General features: G+C 29.6%; 20 protein-coding genes. 7 read left to right on the forward strand and 13 right to left on the reverse strand.

Features of this window, described 5'->3' with window-relative positions; genetic code table 11:
* Positions 1-81: 81 nt before the first annotated feature.
* Complete coding sequence (locus tag AC2FB1_RS07490) at positions 82-771, reverse strand: ribose 5-phosphate isomerase A (protein ID WP_490674635.1); 690 nt, start codon at positions 769-771, stop codon at positions 82-84.
* 125 nt (positions 772-896) lie between these two features.
* Between AC2FB1_RS07490 and AC2FB1_RS07495 the strand changes: the two genes are divergently transcribed.
* Complete coding sequence (locus tag AC2FB1_RS07495; protein WP_490674636.1) at positions 897-1,553, forward strand: MOSC domain-containing protein; 657 nt, start codon at positions 897-899, stop codon at positions 1,551-1,553.
* Between the two features lie 50 nt (positions 1,554-1,603).
* Here the strand turns inward: AC2FB1_RS07495 and AC2FB1_RS07500 are convergent, their stop codons facing one another.
* Positions 1,604-2,620 carry an aldose epimerase family protein gene (locus AC2FB1_RS07500; protein WP_490674637.1) on the reverse strand — a complete coding sequence of 339 codons (1,017 nt, stop codon included), beginning with the start codon at positions 2,618-2,620 and terminating at the stop codon, positions 1,604-1,606.
* 29 nt (positions 2,621-2,649) lie between these two features.
* On the reverse strand, positions 2,650-2,976 hold the full coding sequence (locus AC2FB1_RS07505) for a YnfA family protein (protein WP_490674638.1): 327 nt from the start codon (positions 2,974-2,976) through the stop codon (positions 2,650-2,652).
* Between the two features lie 289 nt (positions 2,977-3,265).
* Between AC2FB1_RS07505 and AC2FB1_RS07510 the strand changes: the two genes are divergently transcribed.
* Entirely contained in the window at positions 3,266-3,874 is a 609-nt protein-coding gene (locus AC2FB1_RS07510; RefSeq protein ID WP_490674639.1) for a DNA-3-methyladenine glycosylase, read from the forward strand.
* 60 nt (positions 3,875-3,934) lie between these two features.
* Here AC2FB1_RS07510 and fni read toward each other — a convergent pair whose 3' ends face one another.
* Together fni and corA are read right to left on the reverse strand one after the other, a co-directional pair.
* Positions 3,935-4,984, reverse strand: a complete 1,050-nt coding sequence (gene fni / locus AC2FB1_RS07515; protein WP_490674640.1) for a type 2 isopentenyl-diphosphate Delta-isomerase — start codon at positions 4,982-4,984, stop codon at positions 3,935-3,937.
* A 34-nt stretch (positions 4,985-5,018) separates the two neighbouring features.
* Positions 5,019-5,966, reverse strand: a complete 948-nt coding sequence (gene corA, locus AC2FB1_RS07520) for a magnesium/cobalt transporter CorA (protein WP_490674641.1) — start codon at positions 5,964-5,966, stop codon at positions 5,019-5,021.
* 122 nt (positions 5,967-6,088) lie between these two features.
* Between corA and AC2FB1_RS07525 the strand changes: the two genes are divergently transcribed.
* Both AC2FB1_RS07525 and AC2FB1_RS07530 read left to right on the forward strand, forming a co-directional pair.
* Positions 6,089-6,568 (forward strand): thioesterase family protein, encoded by a 480-nt coding sequence (locus tag AC2FB1_RS07525; protein ID WP_490674642.1) that lies wholly within the window; start codon positions 6,089-6,091, stop codon positions 6,566-6,568.
* A complete protein-coding gene (locus AC2FB1_RS07530) occupies positions 6,568-6,984 on the forward strand; it encodes a hypothetical protein (RefSeq protein ID WP_490674643.1) in 417 nt (138 codons plus the stop codon). Before AC2FB1_RS07525 ends, AC2FB1_RS07530 begins: the two co-directional genes overlap by 1 nt.
* Before the next feature lie 51 nt (positions 6,985-7,035).
* On the opposite strand, the gene AC2FB1_RS07535 is transcribed toward AC2FB1_RS07530, so the two are convergent.
* Entirely contained in the window at positions 7,036-7,935 is a 900-nt protein-coding gene (locus AC2FB1_RS07535; protein WP_490674644.1) for an alpha/beta hydrolase fold domain-containing protein, read from the reverse strand.
* A 192-nt stretch (positions 7,936-8,127) separates the two neighbouring features.
* On the opposite strand from AC2FB1_RS07535, the gene AC2FB1_RS07540 reads away from it, so the two are divergent.
* The gene (locus AC2FB1_RS07540) at positions 8,128-8,757 is read left to right on the forward strand and encodes a hypothetical protein (RefSeq protein ID WP_490674645.1); all 630 of its coding nucleotides are present in this window, start codon (positions 8,128-8,130) and stop codon (positions 8,755-8,757) included.
* Positions 8,758-8,829: 72 nt separating this feature from the next.
* Here the strand turns inward: AC2FB1_RS07540 and AC2FB1_RS07545 are convergent, their stop codons facing one another.
* Both AC2FB1_RS07545 and AC2FB1_RS07550 read right to left on the reverse strand, forming a co-directional pair.
* The gene (locus tag AC2FB1_RS07545; protein WP_490674646.1) at positions 8,830-10,923 is read right to left on the reverse strand and encodes a DHA2 family efflux MFS transporter permease subunit; all 2,094 of its coding nucleotides are present in this window, start codon (positions 10,921-10,923) and stop codon (positions 8,830-8,832) included.
* A 12-nt stretch (positions 10,924-10,935) separates the two neighbouring features.
* Entirely contained in the window at positions 10,936-11,583 is a 648-nt protein-coding gene (locus AC2FB1_RS07550; RefSeq protein ID WP_490674647.1) for an HlyD family secretion protein, read from the reverse strand.
* Positions 11,584-11,704: 121 nt separating this feature from the next.
* Here AC2FB1_RS07550 and AC2FB1_RS07555 point away from each other — a divergent pair, with 121 nt between their 5' ends.
* Positions 11,705-12,259: a TetR/AcrR family transcriptional regulator gene (locus AC2FB1_RS07555; RefSeq protein WP_490674648.1), complete on the forward strand. Its 555-nt coding sequence runs from the start codon at positions 11,705-11,707 to the stop codon at positions 12,257-12,259.
* Between the two features lie 156 nt (positions 12,260-12,415).
* On the opposite strand, the gene tcaB is transcribed toward AC2FB1_RS07555, so the two are convergent.
* From tcaB to tcaR, 3 genes are all read right to left on the reverse strand, one after another.
* Entirely contained in the window at positions 12,416-13,624 is a 1,209-nt protein-coding gene (tcaB, locus tag AC2FB1_RS07560; protein ID WP_490674649.1) for a putative multidrug effflux MFS transporter TcaB, read from the reverse strand.
* Positions 13,625-13,644: 20 nt separating this feature from the next.
* Positions 13,645-15,015, reverse strand: coding sequence for a membrane-associated protein TcaA (gene tcaA, locus AC2FB1_RS07565; RefSeq protein ID WP_490674650.1), 1,371 nt, complete (start codon positions 15,013-15,015; stop codon positions 13,645-13,647).
* A gap of 98 nt (positions 15,016-15,113) precedes the next feature.
* Positions 15,114-15,575, reverse strand: coding sequence for a MarR family transcriptional regulator TcaR (gene tcaR, locus AC2FB1_RS07570; protein WP_490674651.1), 462 nt, complete (start codon positions 15,573-15,575; stop codon positions 15,114-15,116).
* A 312-nt stretch (positions 15,576-15,887) separates the two neighbouring features.
* Here tcaR and AC2FB1_RS07575 point away from each other — a divergent pair, with 312 nt between their 5' ends.
* Positions 15,888-16,703 carry a YdcF family protein gene (locus AC2FB1_RS07575; protein WP_490674652.1) on the forward strand — a complete coding sequence of 272 codons (816 nt, stop codon included), beginning with the start codon at positions 15,888-15,890 and terminating at the stop codon, positions 16,701-16,703.
* Between the two features lie 57 nt (positions 16,704-16,760).
* Here the strand turns inward: AC2FB1_RS07575 and AC2FB1_RS07580 are convergent, their stop codons facing one another.
* Positions 16,761-17,435, reverse strand: a complete 675-nt coding sequence (locus AC2FB1_RS07580; protein ID WP_490674653.1) for an ABC transporter ATP-binding protein — start codon at positions 17,433-17,435, stop codon at positions 16,761-16,763.
* Positions 17,435-18,490 carry an ABC transporter permease gene (locus tag AC2FB1_RS07585; protein ID WP_490674654.1) on the reverse strand — a complete coding sequence of 352 codons (1,056 nt, stop codon included), beginning with the start codon at positions 18,488-18,490 and terminating at the stop codon, positions 17,435-17,437. The genes AC2FB1_RS07580 and AC2FB1_RS07585 overlap by 1 nt, the downstream gene beginning before the upstream one ends.
* Positions 18,491-18,611 lie beyond the last annotated feature (121 nt).

Consider the following 18,611-nt stretch of genomic DNA (forward strand, 5'->3'; position numbering starts at 1 on the left):
ATAAAGAAGCCAGTAAATGAATTTATAATAAACTCATTTACTGGCTAATTTGTTAGAAATTATGTCCCAGCCTCTTCTTTTTTACTTCTTATTAATTACTTTAATTCCCTCTTGAGTACCGATAATCGCTTGTGATGTCATATCTAAAAAATAACCTGTTTCTAGAACACCTGTGAGATGAATTAAATATTTATGTAACTGATAAGGGTCAATCTTACTCTTTAATTCACAGTCTAAAATATAGTTTCCATTGTCTGTAATAAACGGTATATCCTCATTCATTCTTCTTTCTACTGATATATCATTATATGCTTCAATTTTTTTAGATATAAGTAACCAGTTAAACCTATCGACTTCAATAGGTAACTTGAAGGTTTCACCTAAATAATTTACAATTTTACTTTCGTCTGCTAAAACTATAAATTTCTTTGCCATTTCATCAATGACTTTTTCTCTGAATAAGGCACCTCCGCCCCCCTTAATAAGGTTTAAATCAGAATCAATTTCATCTGCACCATCAATAGCTAAATCTATATAAGTAATATCATTAATATCAACTACATTTATATTATATTGTTTTGCAAGAAATTCACTTTTATTAGATGTACACACACCTGTGATATTTAAATTTTCTTGTTGAATACGCTCTGCGATTTTAGGAATCAATAGTTCAATTGTACTTCCTGTTCCAATTCCAAGAATCATATTATCTTGAATATGAGCCACTGCATCATCCGTCGTCATTAATTTGAGTTCTTTCGCATCCTTCATCGGTACTATAACTCCTTTTCTTATACTCACTTATTATTTTACACTAGACTTTTTAAAATACCTAGGTCTATTTTACTTTTGATAAATATAGTAAAATAATAAATATTAAAAAAGGAGACAATAATATGATTCCTATATATGCGATTTCAACCGGTAAAATTGAAACCTTAAACTATGATCAAAAACGTCCCATGCGTACTGCTTTAAACAAAATAATGTTTTCTGGGAAAATGTGGTTATCTCATACGGGGTTTAGCGAAGATGAACAGGCCTATAAGGACCATGGTGGACCACACAAAGCTGTTTGCTGTTTTAGTAAGATGAATTATGCAATGTATAAAAATGATATAAATGAATTACCTGATTATGCAATGTTTGGTGAAAACTTGACTCTCGTTGATCTCGATGAAAGCGATGTGTACTTTGGAAATCAATATCAATTAGGAGAGGCAATTGTAGAGGTTTCTGAAATACGTGAACCTTGTTCGAAAATTCAAAAAAAATATGGCATCAAAGACTTAGTTAAGCGAATGTCATCCTCGGGTAAAACAGGATTTTATATGCGCGTTTTAAAAGAAGGTTATGTGCATCAACAAGATCATTTAATACTTCTTAAAACTGCTGAAGCTACTACGCGCTTATCCGTTCAAAATTTAAATGATATTTATTATAATGACCGTGACAATATAGAACGTTTAAACAAAGCTATTAATAACCCTTACTTATCTCCTAAACGTATTGAAAAATTAAAAATATTAAAAGAGAAAGCAATGAAAAAATAAAAACATACCATTATCACTTAATGTAATAGTGGTATGTTTTCCGGATAAAACTAAAGTTTTTTCTCTGAAATATGATATATTGTCTTTGCATAAAATGGAGTATTAGCTTTTAGAATTGATTTAGCATTGTTGCTCTCATTATTAATATCATTAGGTAAGTATTGTGTTTCTAGCGCTACACCTGAATGAGGTTTATAAATATTAAAATCACTTTTCCATTCTGATGTATCGTTAAAAGTAAAAATCACTATATTAGTCATTGTTGTTTCTACATCTAACGCAAACTCATTGTTTTCAATGATAAGGCGATGATGACCAATATCAAATGGATGATCGATTCCATTATTAAAATGTATTTGTTCTTTGATTTGCTTATCTTCAGAATTAAAAATATCTTGAAATTGAATAGGACGATGCTTAAATCGTTCTAACAAATCAATAGGTTGTTGACTAGAGATAAGATGATTCTGATCAATAGGATACATTTTTAATTGCTCACTTGTTATAGCGTGATTATCAATAACATTGTTATCCCTATTTAGATTAAAGTACACGTGGTTGGTAGGATTAAATAACGTATCTTCATTCGTTATTGCTTCATATTCAATCGTCCAACGGTGTTCAACGTCATACGTATGTATAACCTTAATCGTCATATCTCCAGGATAACCATCGTCTTTTGATTGTATTTGAAGTTTAAACACAACTTTAACATTTGTTATATTATTTTGTATTTCATAATCAAACAATCGTCTATCTAAACCATTATTGCCACCATGAAGTTGATTAGACATTTCATTTGCTTCCAATTGATAGTGTTTATTATTCAAATTAAAAGAAGCATTTTCAATACGTCCTGCGTATCGACCAATAGTAGCCCCAAATCTATATGGATTTTCAGGGTAAAATTCATCCGCTTCTACCTTGTTACCTAACACAATATTATTATCATGATATTTCCAACAGACAATTCGTGCCCCATAGTTTGTAAATACAATATATGTTTCATCATTATCTATTTTAATTAAATCTATACCATGATTTTGTTTCTCTACTTTAACTATCATTACTTACGTCTCCCTCTCAACACACTCGATCAGGCTCTATTTGGCAAAATCATTATTAAAACTCCAATAATGCATACAACAGCACCTATGACATCATACTTATCAGGAATTTGTTTATCAAATATAAATGACCATATAATACTCATTACAATAAACACTCCACCATATGCTGCATAGACACGTCCAAAGGTTGGAAACACTTGAAATGTTGCAATCACGCCATATAAGATAAGTACAAGTCCACCAATACATCCTAACCAACTTGGCTGTCCTTCCCTTAACCACAACCAAATTAGATAGCCTCCACCAATTTCACAGAGACCTGATAATACAAAAATAAAAATTGAGTATAACATTTATTCACCAACTTTTAAAAAGTTAGTTTCATTGTAGCAAACTGTTCCAAATTCCATCTATTGCTTTTAGATTTTGATTTTATCATCAATACATATTGTTACACTTTTTTAATTAATATTCCATAGGTTTTATATAAACTTAAAAATGTAAACGTTATCTATCAAATGATTTTTCATTCTTCATTAATTAATTTAATATTTTCTAACTCTAACATTTTCCACTATAATAAAATTATTAAGAATTTAGACAAGCATCCAAAGGATTCATTTAAAGAAAGAGGTATTTATATTGGACTTTGTTAATAAATCAACAATTGAAACGGCTAAATCTTTATTAGGTGTTAAGATTATTTATCAAGATTGTACACAAACTTATAGTGGTTATATCGTCGAAACTGAAGCCTATTTAGGTTTTAAAGATAAAGCAGCACATGGATTTGGTGGAAAACAAACACCTAAAGTAACTTCTTTATATCAACGTGGTGGAACAATATATGGTCATGTTATGCATACACATTTACTTATTAATTTAGTGACACGTGAAGAAGGAATACCTGAAGGTGTCTTAATACGTGCTGTTGAACCTGAAGACGGTATCGAAACTATGAAAAACAATAGAAATAAATCTGGCTTCGAACTTACAAATGGTCCAGGAAAATGGACTAAGGCATTTAATATACCTAGAGCAATAGATGGTTCAACAATTAATCAATGTCGTTTATCTATTGACGTAAAGAACAGAAAAATTCCTAGAGAGATTGAAGAAAGTGCACGTATAGGTATTCCAAATAAAGGTAAATGGACTGAAAAACATTTAAGATATACTGTTAAAGGAAATCCATATGTCTCTAGAGCGAGAAAATCTGATTGTCTATCGTCAGAAGAAACATGGAAGTAACGCAACATTTAATAAAAAATCGCTTTTGAAAAGGTCATCCTTCTTCAAAAGCGATTAATATTATCCACGTTCAACTTTTAAGTGTCTTTGTTCAATCCAAGACACCAACTTACTATCAAAAACAATTTTACTTTGTTTTAATTCATTAATATCTTTAGCATCTAGCATTGTCATAATAGATTTCATATGTTCTATAAATGATTCTACATATTCAATGGTATTAGTAATACCGGCATGTTCTACTTGATTTAAAAATGGACGTGACATGCCAACAGCTTTTGCACCTAACGCTAAACTTTTAATTGCATCTAAAGGTGTTCGTAATCCGCCACTTGCAAACACATTAAGTTTATCTTGATAACTAGTGCTTTCAAGTAATGATTCTACAGTCGATTGGCCCCAATTTGCAAGGTAATCCATATCTTTATTTGAACGACGCTCATTTTCTATTGTGACAAAATTAGTTCCACCTTTTCCACTCACATCCACATACGTTACGCCTATATTTACTAAAGATTGTAATAATTCTTTACTCATGCCAAATCCTACTTCTTTAATAATAACAGGTACACTAACGCGTTGAACAATTTCTTCCACATTTTCTAACCATGTCGAAAACTCTCTATTTCCTTCTGGCATCACTAATTCTTGTGGTGCGTTCACATGTACTTGTAAAGCCTGTGCATCTAATAATTCAACTGCTTTGATAGCTTTATCTACTGGTACGTCTGCACCTACATTACTAAATATAGTACCATCAGGATTTGTTTTACGTACAATTCTAAATGATTCAGCCATCTTTGGGTTTCTTAAAGCGGCATGTGTTGACCCTACTGCCATAGCCAAGCCTGTTTCTCTAGCAACGACTGCTAACTTTTCATTAATCGTCTTAGTCCAGTCACTTCCACCTGTCATTGCATTAATGTACAAGGGATATGTCATATCAAAATTTGAAGTATGACTAGTTAAGTTTACTTGATTCACATTGATATTTGGAATTGAATGATGTACAAACCTCATACGGTCAAAATCTGATTGAGGGACATCTTGTTGTGCCATTGCAATTTCAACATGTTCATTTTTTCTTTGCTCTCTTTGGATATCACTCATGTAACAACCTACTTTCTTTAAATTGTGTTCTATATTAAAACCACTTTTTCTTTTTAAAGAAGAGAATTAATGCAATTGAAATGAGTAACATTATAGTTAAACAAATAAAATAACCATAATGCCATTTTAACTCTGGCATATATTCAAAGTTCATTCCATATACACCTACTATAAATGTTAAAGGAGAAAATATAACTGATACGAGTGTCAATACTTGCATAATACTATTCATTCTAAAAGAAGAATATGATTCAAAATTTTCTCGAATCTCATTTGTCATTTCTTGAGAGGTTCTAATAATATTATTTTGTTTAATAATATGATCATCAATGTGTTGAATATACATTGAATGTTTATAATCTACAATTAAGTTACCTTCAGTCTTAATTGTATTCACAAGTTCTTGCATTGGAAATAATACGCGTTTTATTTTTATAAGATTGGAACGTAATTGAAAGACATTGTCCATTACTTTTTTACTACGTGTATCATCTACATGTGCATCTTCAAAATTATATACCTCATCTTCAATGGTATAAACAAAATCAAAATATTTATCTACCATCATATCAAGGATATGTATAATGATATCAGCACAATCTAGATCTGGATCGTGTTTACTCGTATTCATCTTTACAACTTCCATTAGCGATTCAAAATGATGTTGATGATAAGTAATTAACGTTTTTCCTTCTAGAAATACGTTCAATGCTATAGGAGTAAAATTATCTTTATGCATACTATGAAATACCATGTATTGGTAATCATCATAAGATTTATATTTAACTCGTGGTACCCCTTTAATAGCATCTTCTAACTCTAAATAGTTAAAATTATAGTTTTCAATCAAAAAATCATTTTCATCGGGTGATGCATTTTCAAAATCCAACCATATGATTGTGGCATCGTTAGGTACATCATTGATTCGTTCAACTTGAGTTAATGGATCGTCCTTAGTTTGATAGCGAATTATCATGGTCATCTTTTTGTTTCCTCCTATTTAACCATACGGTTATCATTCTACCATGAATTAAATCTTGTGTATGTGTTATTTTATGTTAGTAAAGTATTTTTATAAAATTTTAAAGACGAGGTAAAAATATTATGAACTATCCATTTATTATCCATGAAAATGTAGCACCTTCTCAGGTTGATTTTAATCAACATATGCACGATGCAGAGTATAATTCAATTTTTAGTGAAGTTATTAGTAAATTTAATGATTACAATGGTTTATCAATAAAAGAAAGAGAAGCATTTAATTATACAACATTCACAGTAGAAGAACATACAACGTATTTAAAGGAATTACATTTAAAAGAAGCGTTTTCAGTTCAAGTTCGTATTTATAATTATGATGATAAACGTGTTCACTTTTTTTTAGAACTATTTAAAAACGATGAAACTTTAGCTGCAACAAGTGAAATAATGATGATGGGTATTAATCGTTCAACACGGCGCCCTGCTTCTTTTCCCACACATTATAAATCTAATATTCAATTATACTATGATTCTCAAGATGATAAACGTTGGCCAAAATCATTAGGACATCAAATTGGTATTCCAAATAAAGGAGAGATATAATGACTAACCCTACTTTTGAAATTTTAGAAAAAGCACTCTTTGATTTCAATGACACACTTAAACTACATTTAATTGAATTAAATGAAAATCGTTCATTATTTATGAATGGACCGAGTCAAGAACTTATTCAACGATCATTTAATATCAGTTTTTATCAAGGACAAAAACAAGCGATTGAAGCATTACAGAGAGAAATTAAAACTATTACAGATGAAAATGATTTAATAGATAGCTTAAAAAATTATTCTCAAAATGTTGAAAAACAGCTTTTAAATGTAATAGAGTTAAATACTATAGCTAATGACGCTCAAGAAAACTTGACATTAGCACAATCTCTCGACACATACTATCATTGTAAAGGTCAGCATTATATTATTAGTGAATTATTACTACAAGCAAATAAATCATCACTATAAAAGTATAGGACTAAAGTAAAATCTAAGTTGATTCTACTTTAGTCCTTATCATTATTCATGAATTACTTTATTTATTTGTTTAATCACTTTATGAGATTCATGAATTGGGAATAACGCAAAGTCGTGAAACATTTTTGGATACTCAAAAAATTGTATAGACTGATTATGAGTTTCCAATTCATATGTTAAGCGTTGCATATCTGGGTAATAAATTTCCTTACCACCACCAAACATAATAATTGGTGGTAATCCTTGTTTTATTCCATATATTGGAGAAATTAAAGGGCTCGATAATGGCTCTTTATTACTCCATACATTCAATATATTTTGAAGCCCTTGAATATTGACAAAGCGGTCTTTTTCTACCAAATCTTCAGTAATTCGAGGATTTGTCATTGTTGCATCAAGCATCGGAGAAATTAAAGATAATTTATATGGTAAGGGTTTTCCATTCAAAACTAATTGTTGTACATAACTTAGTGCAAGTGCTCCACCAGTCCCATCACCCATAATAACAATGTCTTTAGCATTGACTTCAGTTAATAATGATTCATATACCTCATTTATTGCTTTAAAAGTATCTTCAATATAAAATTCAGGTGCTTTTGGATATATCGGTAAAACAACTTCATGTAAAGTGTTTAGCGCAAGTTTATCCATTAATCTCCAGTGAAATGGAGATGGCTGCAATGTATTATATCCACCATGAAGATATAAAATTTTCTTTTTTGTTTCATGACGAAAATTAAATCTAAATACTTGCATATCACCTAAAGATAATTTGTCAAGATTTGCTTTCACATTTAAAGTTGAAGGTTGTTTATGCTTTGCTCTATTACTATCTTTTCTTCGTTCCATAAACGATTCAAAATCGTCTTGATTTTTAAATTGAATCGAACGATTATGTAGTAAATATTTATTAATAATTCTATTTACCATATGTGTCTTCATAAAATCTTACCCACCTTATAAATTAACGAAATTAATCAAACTGTATTACAGAAAACTAAAAAAACGATATAATAACATCTATATGATTAAAATTTAGATTTTTAGTTCATATAATTGCCTATTGCATATTAAATTCAGTATAAAATAGACAACCTTAGAACACAAATGAATGATAGCAAAGGAGTAATAATAATGACTACCCATAATAGATATCAAACAAATCGTCCCACATATGCTCGTGTTAACCAACAACCTTATTATGGTAAAAAGAAAAATTCATGGATAAGTTTAATTATACATATCATCATTCTTATACTTGTAGGAATCACTTGTTATAGTATGTATAAACAACCTATTCTAAATTTCGTTCTTGCAAATCAAGCAATCGATTTTTCAGAGATTAAAAATTTCCAAAATACGACTACTCAGATTGGACCACTCAATATTAATATTAGCGAAGTCGCTAACTTACATGGCGTAATAAATAAATTTATTTTAGCCTTTGATGTATTTTTCGTCTTATGTATTATTAGTATGATTATTTCAATTTTAACAATCGCATTTAATCGTACTATTCTAAAAATAACTAACTTCATTGTGATTACAATTGCATTGATTATTACCTTTTCTTTTAGCTATACGATTCAAATGCTAGGAAAACAAATATCTCAAAATTTAAATCATTTCTTCTTAAATTTAGAACCAAATCAAATTATCACCGAAGCAGATGCCATCCATAATGCATTGATTTTACTTTTAAGTAGTTTAGCACTGTTATTTATAAGCTTTTTCTTTAGAAGTCGTTATACTAGAATCAACTAAAAAAGTTCATCTCACATATATTGATAAAATAAAAAAAGGTATTGAACGTTTCTACGTTCAATACCTTTTTAATTAAAATTTATTACTTTCATTACGTATCATTCTGTCATGTTCTGCTTCTGCACCTTTTTTGCCTTTTAAGAATAAACTTAAAATAAACGCTAAGGCACTTAATGCTGTTGCAATCCAGAAAGCATCATTAATACCTTCAACAGAAGCCAATTTATTTACAAAAGTTAAAATAACTTTCATTGCGCCTTGTTGACCACCATATTGGGCTGCCATTTCACGTAAATGATCTTGAATAACTGGATTTGTTTTATCTAACTCAGTCGCAAATGCATTAAGATGATTTGTTGATTGAGTTGTCATTACAGTAACAAGAATTGCTGTACCAATTGAACCTGCTAATTGTCTCATTGTATTTAAGAATGCATTACCATGAGAAATTAAACGAGGAGGTAAAGCATTGATAGCTGCAGTCATTAACGGCATCATAACAAATGCCATACCTATCGAACGTATTACATAAATACTCATAATGTGAAGATAAGAAGTATCCATATTCAATTTTGTTAATTCATACGTTCCGTAAGTCATCACTGCAATACCGAATAAAGCAAGTGGTTTAAGACCAATAGTATCAAGTAATTTACCAGCCACAGGTCCTAATACACCCATTAATAATGATCCTGGTAATAATAGTAAACCAGAATCTAATGCTGAGAAACCACGTAAATTTTGAAGATATAATGGTAATAAAATCATACCTCCGAATAAACTCATCATTACTACCATGTTTATAACAGTAGTAAGTGTGTATGTTGGTGATTTTAGCACTTCTAAATTAAGCATTGGTGCTTTCATTGTTAATTCACGAATAACAAATAAGATAATGAAAACAGCACCAATTAAAAACATTATAATGATTTCAGTTGAACCCCATCCTTTATTACCAGCTTCACTAAATCCATATAATAAAGCACCAAATCCAATTGTACTATATACGATACCACGATAATCTGCTTTGGGATTGATTGTTTTTTGATAAATTTTGAACCATGCTAATCCAAATAAGAAAGCAAGTAGTCCTAAGATAAACATCATATAGAACATAACATTCCAATGATAATTTTGGACGATGTAACCAGATAATGTTGGTCCAATCGCTGGAGCAAGAATCATTGCGATACCCATTGTTCCCATTGCCACACCACGTTTTTCAGGTGGGAAAATAGTAACAATTACATTAGATCCTAATGGCATTAATATACCTGCACCAATCGCTTGTAAAACACGTCCTCCCATCATAATTGGGAAGTTAGTTGAAATACCACAAACTAATGAGCCAATTGTAAATAATAAAAGCGCTATTAAAAATAGCTTACGATATGAATATTTATTAAATAAAAACGCACTTATTGGTATTAAAATACCGTTTACTAACATAAAGCCTGTCATCAACCATTGTCCAGTTGAAGCAGAAATATTGAACTCTGTATTAATTCTAGGTAAAGCTACATTAAGTAATGTTTGGTTTAAAATTGCGATAAACATACCAAACAACATAGCAGTTAAAATTTTACCTCTTGTAATCCCTGTACCGAAGACAAAATCTTGTGTTTGATTTTTTATACGTTCGTTCACACGTCCTTCTTGTGAATCAGGATTAATAGGTTCATAAATAGAATCTTTGGAAAGATGTTGATTATTAACATCTCTATCATTATGATTTACTGTATCTTCAGAATGAGCATTGCGTTGTTCATCGTCTGAGTAATGTAAGGAATGTGAAGTTTGTTTTTGCTCAGGATGAATTTGTTCTGAAGATGAATCTTGTTGCTCTTGTTCTTCTTCAAAATGATTTTTTCTTTTATCATTATTGATATCGTTATCTTCCTTATAATGAGATTGATCATTATTAAAGTAACGATTTTTCTCTTCACTGATCTGAGGAGATGATGCATTCTTTGCATCGTTATTTTGTTCTAAGTCACTCATTTTAAATTTAGATGGATTATTTTGACTCTTAGATTCTTCATTTACTTGTTGTCCCTTTGATTGATTTAATTTAGATTTATTACGTGATTTCAACACGAATAAATTAATTAAACCAACTAAAATGACCGCTACAACGATATATCCAATAATGAAGGCCATTGTCATTTTATGACCCCCTTAATCTTTATGGATTTTTACTTCAGCGTTCATTCCAGGAACAACATTTGTAGAAGGTTGTGAATCTAAAGAAATTTTCACAGGAATCACTTGTGAAACTTTAGTATAGTTACCATCACTGTTTGAAGATGGCATCAATGAAAAGCTATTTGCAGTTGCTTTTCCAATTTCTTCAATTTTACCATCAATTTTAGAATCTTGACCGTCGATTGTTACATCAACTTTGTCACCTTTTTCGATGCTGTCGATGTCATTTTCGTCAATATTAGCTGTAATATATAAATCATCTAAATTATATGCATAAGCAATTGGTGTGCCTGCTTGAGCCATAGAACCTTTCATTCCGTCAGTTTTTGCAATTGTGCCATCTTGAGGCATTTTAATTTTTTGGTCTTGAGTTTGACCATCTTGACCTTGTGCAGTTACTTCTGCAACTGTGTCACCTTTTTTCAATTTATCGCCTTGTTTTGCGTCAAAAGATTTAATTTGTCCTGATGCTGGACTTGCAATTTTAATTTGATTACTGTCAACTTTAGCATTATCAGTCGTTACATAACTCGTTGCATTATGATAGAAATAAAATCCAACTACTCCAATAATAGCTAAAGCAACAATAGTAATGATATTAATTAACACCATTTTCTTCATTGAAATTTCCTCCTATTTGCTTTTAAAAATCACTTTATATATTATAAAGACATATCAAATAAAAATACACCAACAAAACTTAAAAATTTGTCGGTTATTCTTTTCAATTTAGGTGACCTACATGAAACTAAAAGCTAAATACAAAATTATAATAAATATGATTAACTTGCTTGAATTATATCCTTTCGAACAAATTTCAATTAAAATGATATGTGCTGAAAGTCAAATTAATCGTTCAACATTCTATGATAATTTTCAAGATAAATATGATTTATTGTCTACAATCCAAAGCTATCATTTAAGCAAATATGAAAAGTTATTAAAAGCACTTTCAAATAATTTTCATAATATAAAAAAAGAGCCTGAAAAAGTGTTTAAGTTCTTCTATATTATTCTTAAATATGTGTATAGAAAGAAAACATTTTTTCACGCTGTTTTTATTTCAAATCCTAACAGAAGTTTAGTTATGGACTACTTAGAAATTACAAAGAAATATTACGATAAAATTTTAGTCGAAAATGAAACTTTAATTCAAAATAGAGGTCTTTTTATTTCTTATACAATTAGTGGCCAAATTGGAGTGATTCTTTATTGGCTGAGAAGTGGTTGCCAAGAAAGCCCTGAAGAAGTAGCAAATTCTTTATTATCAAATACAATCAAATTACAGAGACAATAAAGAAGAGCCTGAGACATAGTGTTGATATATCCTTTCAAATCAAAGTTTTCAAATTTTTAATGTCTACTTTGAAGGAGTATATCAGTGAGTTGTCTCAGGCATATTTAATATTTCAACAGTTGAGAACTGAATTTAAAATAATTTTTATCCCTCTCCCTATTTATCTTTTGATTTGAATACTTGGAAATTAATAAGATGTAAAAACACAAGTATCACAATCGCGCTAATAATGATTGTAATATAAGGAGTACTATTATATTCTCCTTTTAGATTAACCAAAGGCGTGACAATACCTCCAAATAAAAATTGTACAAGTCCTAATAAACTCGAGGCACTCCCATTACCAGTGGTACTTTCCTCCATCGCAATAGAAAATCCTAAAGTAGCTACACCTGTAACTGGAGCTACTAAAGTTACAAAGCCAATCACTAAAAAAATAAATGGTCCATGTTGAATAAGTGTTAATGAAACAATACATACCCCAATAATTTGGATACATGTTAATAGCCTTAAAAGTGTTTGCGTATGAATAAAATCCACTAATTTTCCTGTTAATTGACTAGAGATGATTAATGTTATTCCTATTCCAGCAAACATCCAACTAAAATGAAGCGGTGATACACTATAAATTTTTTGAACTAAAAACGGTGAGGCAGAAATATAACTAAATAGTAAAATAAATGAAACGCCTTGTATTAACATTGGTAGCACAAATCGTGGGGTACTTAATAAGTTTTTAAAATTTTGAAATATTACTTTGATACCGCTACTATCTCGATATTCTAGACTTAAGGATTCAGGTATCTTCATTAGACTCCCCATTACCATTAATATTCCGAAGATGGTTAATATTACAAATACTACTCTCCAGACTGCTACACTTAAAATGATACCTCCAAGTGCAGGCGCAATAACCGGAGCAACACCATTAACTAGCATTAATAAAGATAAAAATTTAGTTAATTCATTACCATTATATAAATCACTTGCAATGGCTCTTGAAATCACTGCTGCGCCTCCACCAGTAATACCTTGTAACAGTCTTAAAACAATCATAATCCAAATATTATGAACAAATATAATTCCTAGGCTTGCAAAAGTAAAAATGATCATAACGATAATTAAAGGTTTTTTACGCCCCATACTATCAGAAATCGGTCCTACAAATAAATTACCAATTCCAAGACCTATCATAAAAAACGATAATGTCAATTGAGCATTAGCTGTCGTAGTATTAAAATCATTTTTCAATTCAGGTAAACCAGGCAGAAACATATCAATCGCTAAAGGTCCTATAGCAGTCAACATACCTAGAATAATAACGAACAACAATGAATGCTTATCTTGGTTATGTCTGTGTTCCATTTAAATATTCTCCTTAGTGTCTATTTAAATTTTATAATTTGTAATGTTCCATTATCACTATCTTCTGCTATTTCATAAGTGACATATTCTATTTCTCCACGTTGATTAATTTGTTGTACTTTAGCTTTAATAATATCTCCACTTTGAGTTGCACTTATCAATTGAGAAAACTCAAAGTGTTTTGAATCATTCAAATGATTTTTCACATCTAAATATGCATCAGAATTATTTTTTAAAAATGGACTTACTACATCGAGATTTTGTCCATTAATAGCATTATTTAGAGCAGAAGCATATTGATTAAAAAATGGTTCTAATGTATGTCTAAGTATACTTTCTTCTTCTGTTTTCTTTGAAATATAATTAGAAATTTTGTCTTCATCAAAATCCAGCGTTGCACTATTAATGTTTCCTAAATCTTTTGCCTTTATTGTTTTACTTGTAGACGTAAATATTTTATCTTTCACCTGACCTGAAGCTGAAACATTAATATCTTTATTTTGAGGATATGGACCATATTCTTTTGACGCATCATATTTCATTTCTTTACCATTAATAGTTACTTTTAATGTATTTTCATCTAAATCATTTTCACCCTTTAATTTAACTTTAAGTAGTGCTTCGTTAAAGTCCTCACTAACATCCACAGTATTTCCCTTAGCATATCTGAAATCAAATTTCATTTGCCCTGTAAAATGACCATATTCCGTATCTTTCTCAGTATCAATAGCATATACGCCTGGAATGTATTCACCAATAGAAGTCTCTTTATTCGCCTTTGCACTAATAACTCTATGCTTTCCATCAGCTTTAAATTTATATGTTGTATCTAATTTAGGTTTAACGATAACATTTTTTGTAGGCGCCCTATAGCTCATATTATTAAAAATTAAAAAACGTGTTCCATTTTTACTAATTTTCAATACGTTTTCACCTTTTTTGTTTTGGATATAGGCAGAATCATTATTATTACTTTTATTTAATTTATCTGTTGTTTGTTTGACGTCATGTATAAATTTCATCATTCCAACTTCATCTTTGATATATTGAATATAAACGCTTGCCTCTACATCATCTACAGCAACTTTTTTCGTGCTTAAGAGTGTAGCTACTTTTTGAGCATCATTATTATCAATCGCATTTACAAGAATTTTAGTTTGAGCTTCAGGAGAATTGAAATTTCTTAATAATACAAAAATAATAACTATTAAAATAATAATAAAAATTATAATAACCCATGGAATAAATTTCTTGAATTTTAAATTAGGTTGCTCTGATTGAGAAGATGATATTGTTGGTTTAATTTTTTCTTCTAATATTAAATTTCCACAATTAGAACATTGCTTATCATTTTTATTTAACTCTTGACCACAATATGGACATCTATTCATTTTATCACCAACTTTCTTTCATAAGATGCAATTAGTTCACATTTTTCTACTCAAATATTATAACCTTTTTATTAATTGAGATAACTATAGTAGAATGTTTATACTTCTTTTGCATTGAAATGCTTTACACGTTCATCTATAACGTAAAGTACACTCAAAGCTTTTTCTATATCTTTACTTGATAAGTCTTTTACCATATCATTTACAATTTGGCTAATCATTTCATTATTTTCTTCAATATACTGACGCCCTTTTTCAGTTAAAATAATATATTTTAAGCGTTGATCTATTTTATCATTAGGCTTTTGCAAAGCAACAAAGCCACTCTCTATTAGCTTTTTTATACGACGACTTACCGCCGCTTTATTAACGCCTTGTTTTTCAGTAATTTCTGTTATAGATAAAACGTGATGATGATTCAGTAATCGTAGTACGTTCGATTGCTCAATAGAAATACCATATTTTATTTGTTGCTCTTTTAAAAGTTTAGCCGTTAATGTATTTGTATCATCTATGAAATGTTTCATAAATTCAATATGATTTTTTGAGATTCTACTCATTACAAATCTCCTTGCTTAGATAGTTTCATATACTGTGTCATTACTTTTTATACTCTGTTAAATAATATCAATAATTTTTCACGTTGAAAACAAGTAAAAAAATATAATAGTTGCTAAATTGTGACTCTTTCAATTACATTAAATATATAAACAGATATGAGGTTATCAAATATGCTAGCAATAATTTTATTATTTATTGTTTTAATAATTATCCTAGGTGTTTTGTTTAATATACAATACTTTATCTCTCTCTCCTTTTTTAGTACAAGCGTGATATTATGTTTCATTATTAATATCATTAATATCATTACTATGACAATACCAACTGGATTGTTTATATTAATTATCGTTTCTATCATTGGTTTATTCGTCAAACATTCTCATTTATTTAAAATAAAAAAAGGAACATATTTTCTAAACAATATGTTCCATAGATTGATAAGTGGCATCTTATTTATTAGTATATTTATATATCTAAGCTCAATACTCGTCCCAGTTTTAAACGGTATATTTTTATGGATTGCATTCATTTTATTTAGCACTTGTTATACATTCACTATATATTTAGTTTTCTCATCATCCTTTGTCCATACTAAAACTTACAAACAATACAATCTTATTCTTGTGCTTGGAGCTGGTATTTTCACTGAAAAGGTAACACCTATGTTAGCTTTAAGATTAGATAGAGCATTACAAGTCTTTAAAAACCAACAATCTACATGCACCATATTAGTAAGTGGTGGCCAAGGTCCTGATGAACCTATTTCAGAAGCCCTAGCCATGAAAAACTATCTTATTAAACATGGAGTATCACCCTCTTCAATTTTAATGGAAGCTCAATCAACAAGTACGTATGAGAACTTTGTATATTCTAAATCACTCATAAATACATCCTTTGAATATCTTCCTAAAATATTATGTATAACGAGTCAATTTCATATTTTAAGAGCATTACTTTTTGCACAAAAAACAAATCTTAATATAGATGCAATAGCTAGTTCAACACCTTATCATTTCCTAGATAAAGCCCTACTTCGTGATTTTCTTGCACTCATGTATCAATTTAAATTACCATTAATTTGTTATTTAATAGGATTATTTATAGTGTCTATTTGGACATTACTATAAAATAAAAAATTCTGGATCATTTTGTTGTATGATCCAGAATTTTAATTTATTGCTGTTTTAAGCCTTTTTATTTAGTATTTTACCATCTTCTAATTTTACAACGCGATCAGCATAGTCAAATAATCGCTCATCATGAGTAATCATAATACCTATCATCTGTTCGGATTTAATACGTTCTCTAATCATTTCAACTACTTTTGTAGCACGACTTGCATCCAAACTTGCTGTAGGTTCATCAGCAAGTATGATTTTAGGATTATTTGTAAAGGCACGCATAATCGCTACACGTTGTTTTTCTCCTCCAGACAGCATATGAGGGAATGCATGTAAACGATCTTTAAGACCAATTTCTGTTAATAATCGTTTAGCATTTGATGCAGCTTCTTTTTTATTTACCCCCGCTTCTTTAGCGATAACAGTAAGCTGTTCTTCAACAGTTAAATAAGGCACAAGATGAGATGCTTGAAAAATAAAGCCAATATCATTTAATCTTAATTCTGAACTATTCTTATAGATTGAATACAAATCGTGTCCTTTATATAAAATCTTTCCATCTGTAGGGGTTAATAATCCACCTAAGATATTCAATAATGTTGATTTCCCAGAACCTGAAGCACCATTTAAAATGATAAATTCTCCTGCTTCAACTTCTAAATTAATATCTTTTAAAACTTTTGTTTCTGCTGATCCTTCTCCAAACGTTTTACTAATATGTTCTAATTTTAATGTCATTATTCCATACCTCCAATAGCATCAATTGGATCTACTTTCAATACTTTGATAAATGATAACAACGCCCCGATAAATCCTACAATAAGGAAAATGACAATCATTAATAGAATTGTGCCATAACCTAAGTAAAATGGCATAGTAACTGGCATAATTAGGCTTAATAATAAAATAAGTATTGTAGCTAAAACAACACCTATCATAGTAGTTAAAACAATTTCTAAAATTAATGATGTTAATAAATGTCTTGTTTTAATACCTACCGCTTTCAAAATACCTATTTGTGAGATTTTTTGAATTGTCATTACATAGAAGAATGCACTTAATACAATTGCTGTAATGACGAATAAGCTAATAATCATTAAATTAAGAGGCATTTGTTCTGCTTGATAACTTGCAATATTATCAGTTAATGTTTTTTCGTTTACTGTCTCTACTTTAGATATGTTATTAATCTTATCTTTATCGGCTTTTTTCAAATTTTTTATTGGATAAAACGTAGAGTAGTTTTTATTAAGCGCTTTAAAGTCTGATTTTGTCATCATAATCATTGAACTATGAGAATACATTGTGTCTTCAATAACACCACTTACTTTGTAACTCTTATTATGGCCTTTAAATTTAATAGTATCGCCTTTTTTAACGCCTTGACCTGTTAGTTTATCGTTTACTGCAACTTCATTTGAACTATTTGGATAATGACCCTCTTTTAAAGAAGGACGATTTTGTTTAGAAGTAGTAAAAGTTAAAATGCCTTGATCTTGTTGTTTCAACTTTAATGTTTGCGGACCAAGATGTGTTGCTTGTTGATGAGTTATATTTTCAATTTGATTTTGTTGGTTTGAATCAAGTTGTGATGTTTCAATTTTTGGTTCTTTCATTTTTTCAATAATATATGTTTGAGCATTTTGATTGTTTAAAAATGATACATTTTCTCTTGCCAACCCTTGTGCTAACCCATTAATAAATAACACCATAGTTCCGAGAAGGAAGATGATTAGCATGATTAATGTATAACGAAATTTATAAAACTTTATTTCTTTCCAAGCTAAGTTCATTGATTTTTTCCTCCTTATTTATTTTTGCTAAATGGAGTATAAACTGTAAATATGAACTGAATATGAACTATAAGAAAATTGTTTCAATCTAAAATTATCCGTATAATGATTTAAAAGGAGC

The sequence above is a fragment of the Staphylococcus sp. CoH_129_LAB_1 genome (assembly GCF_058191515.1).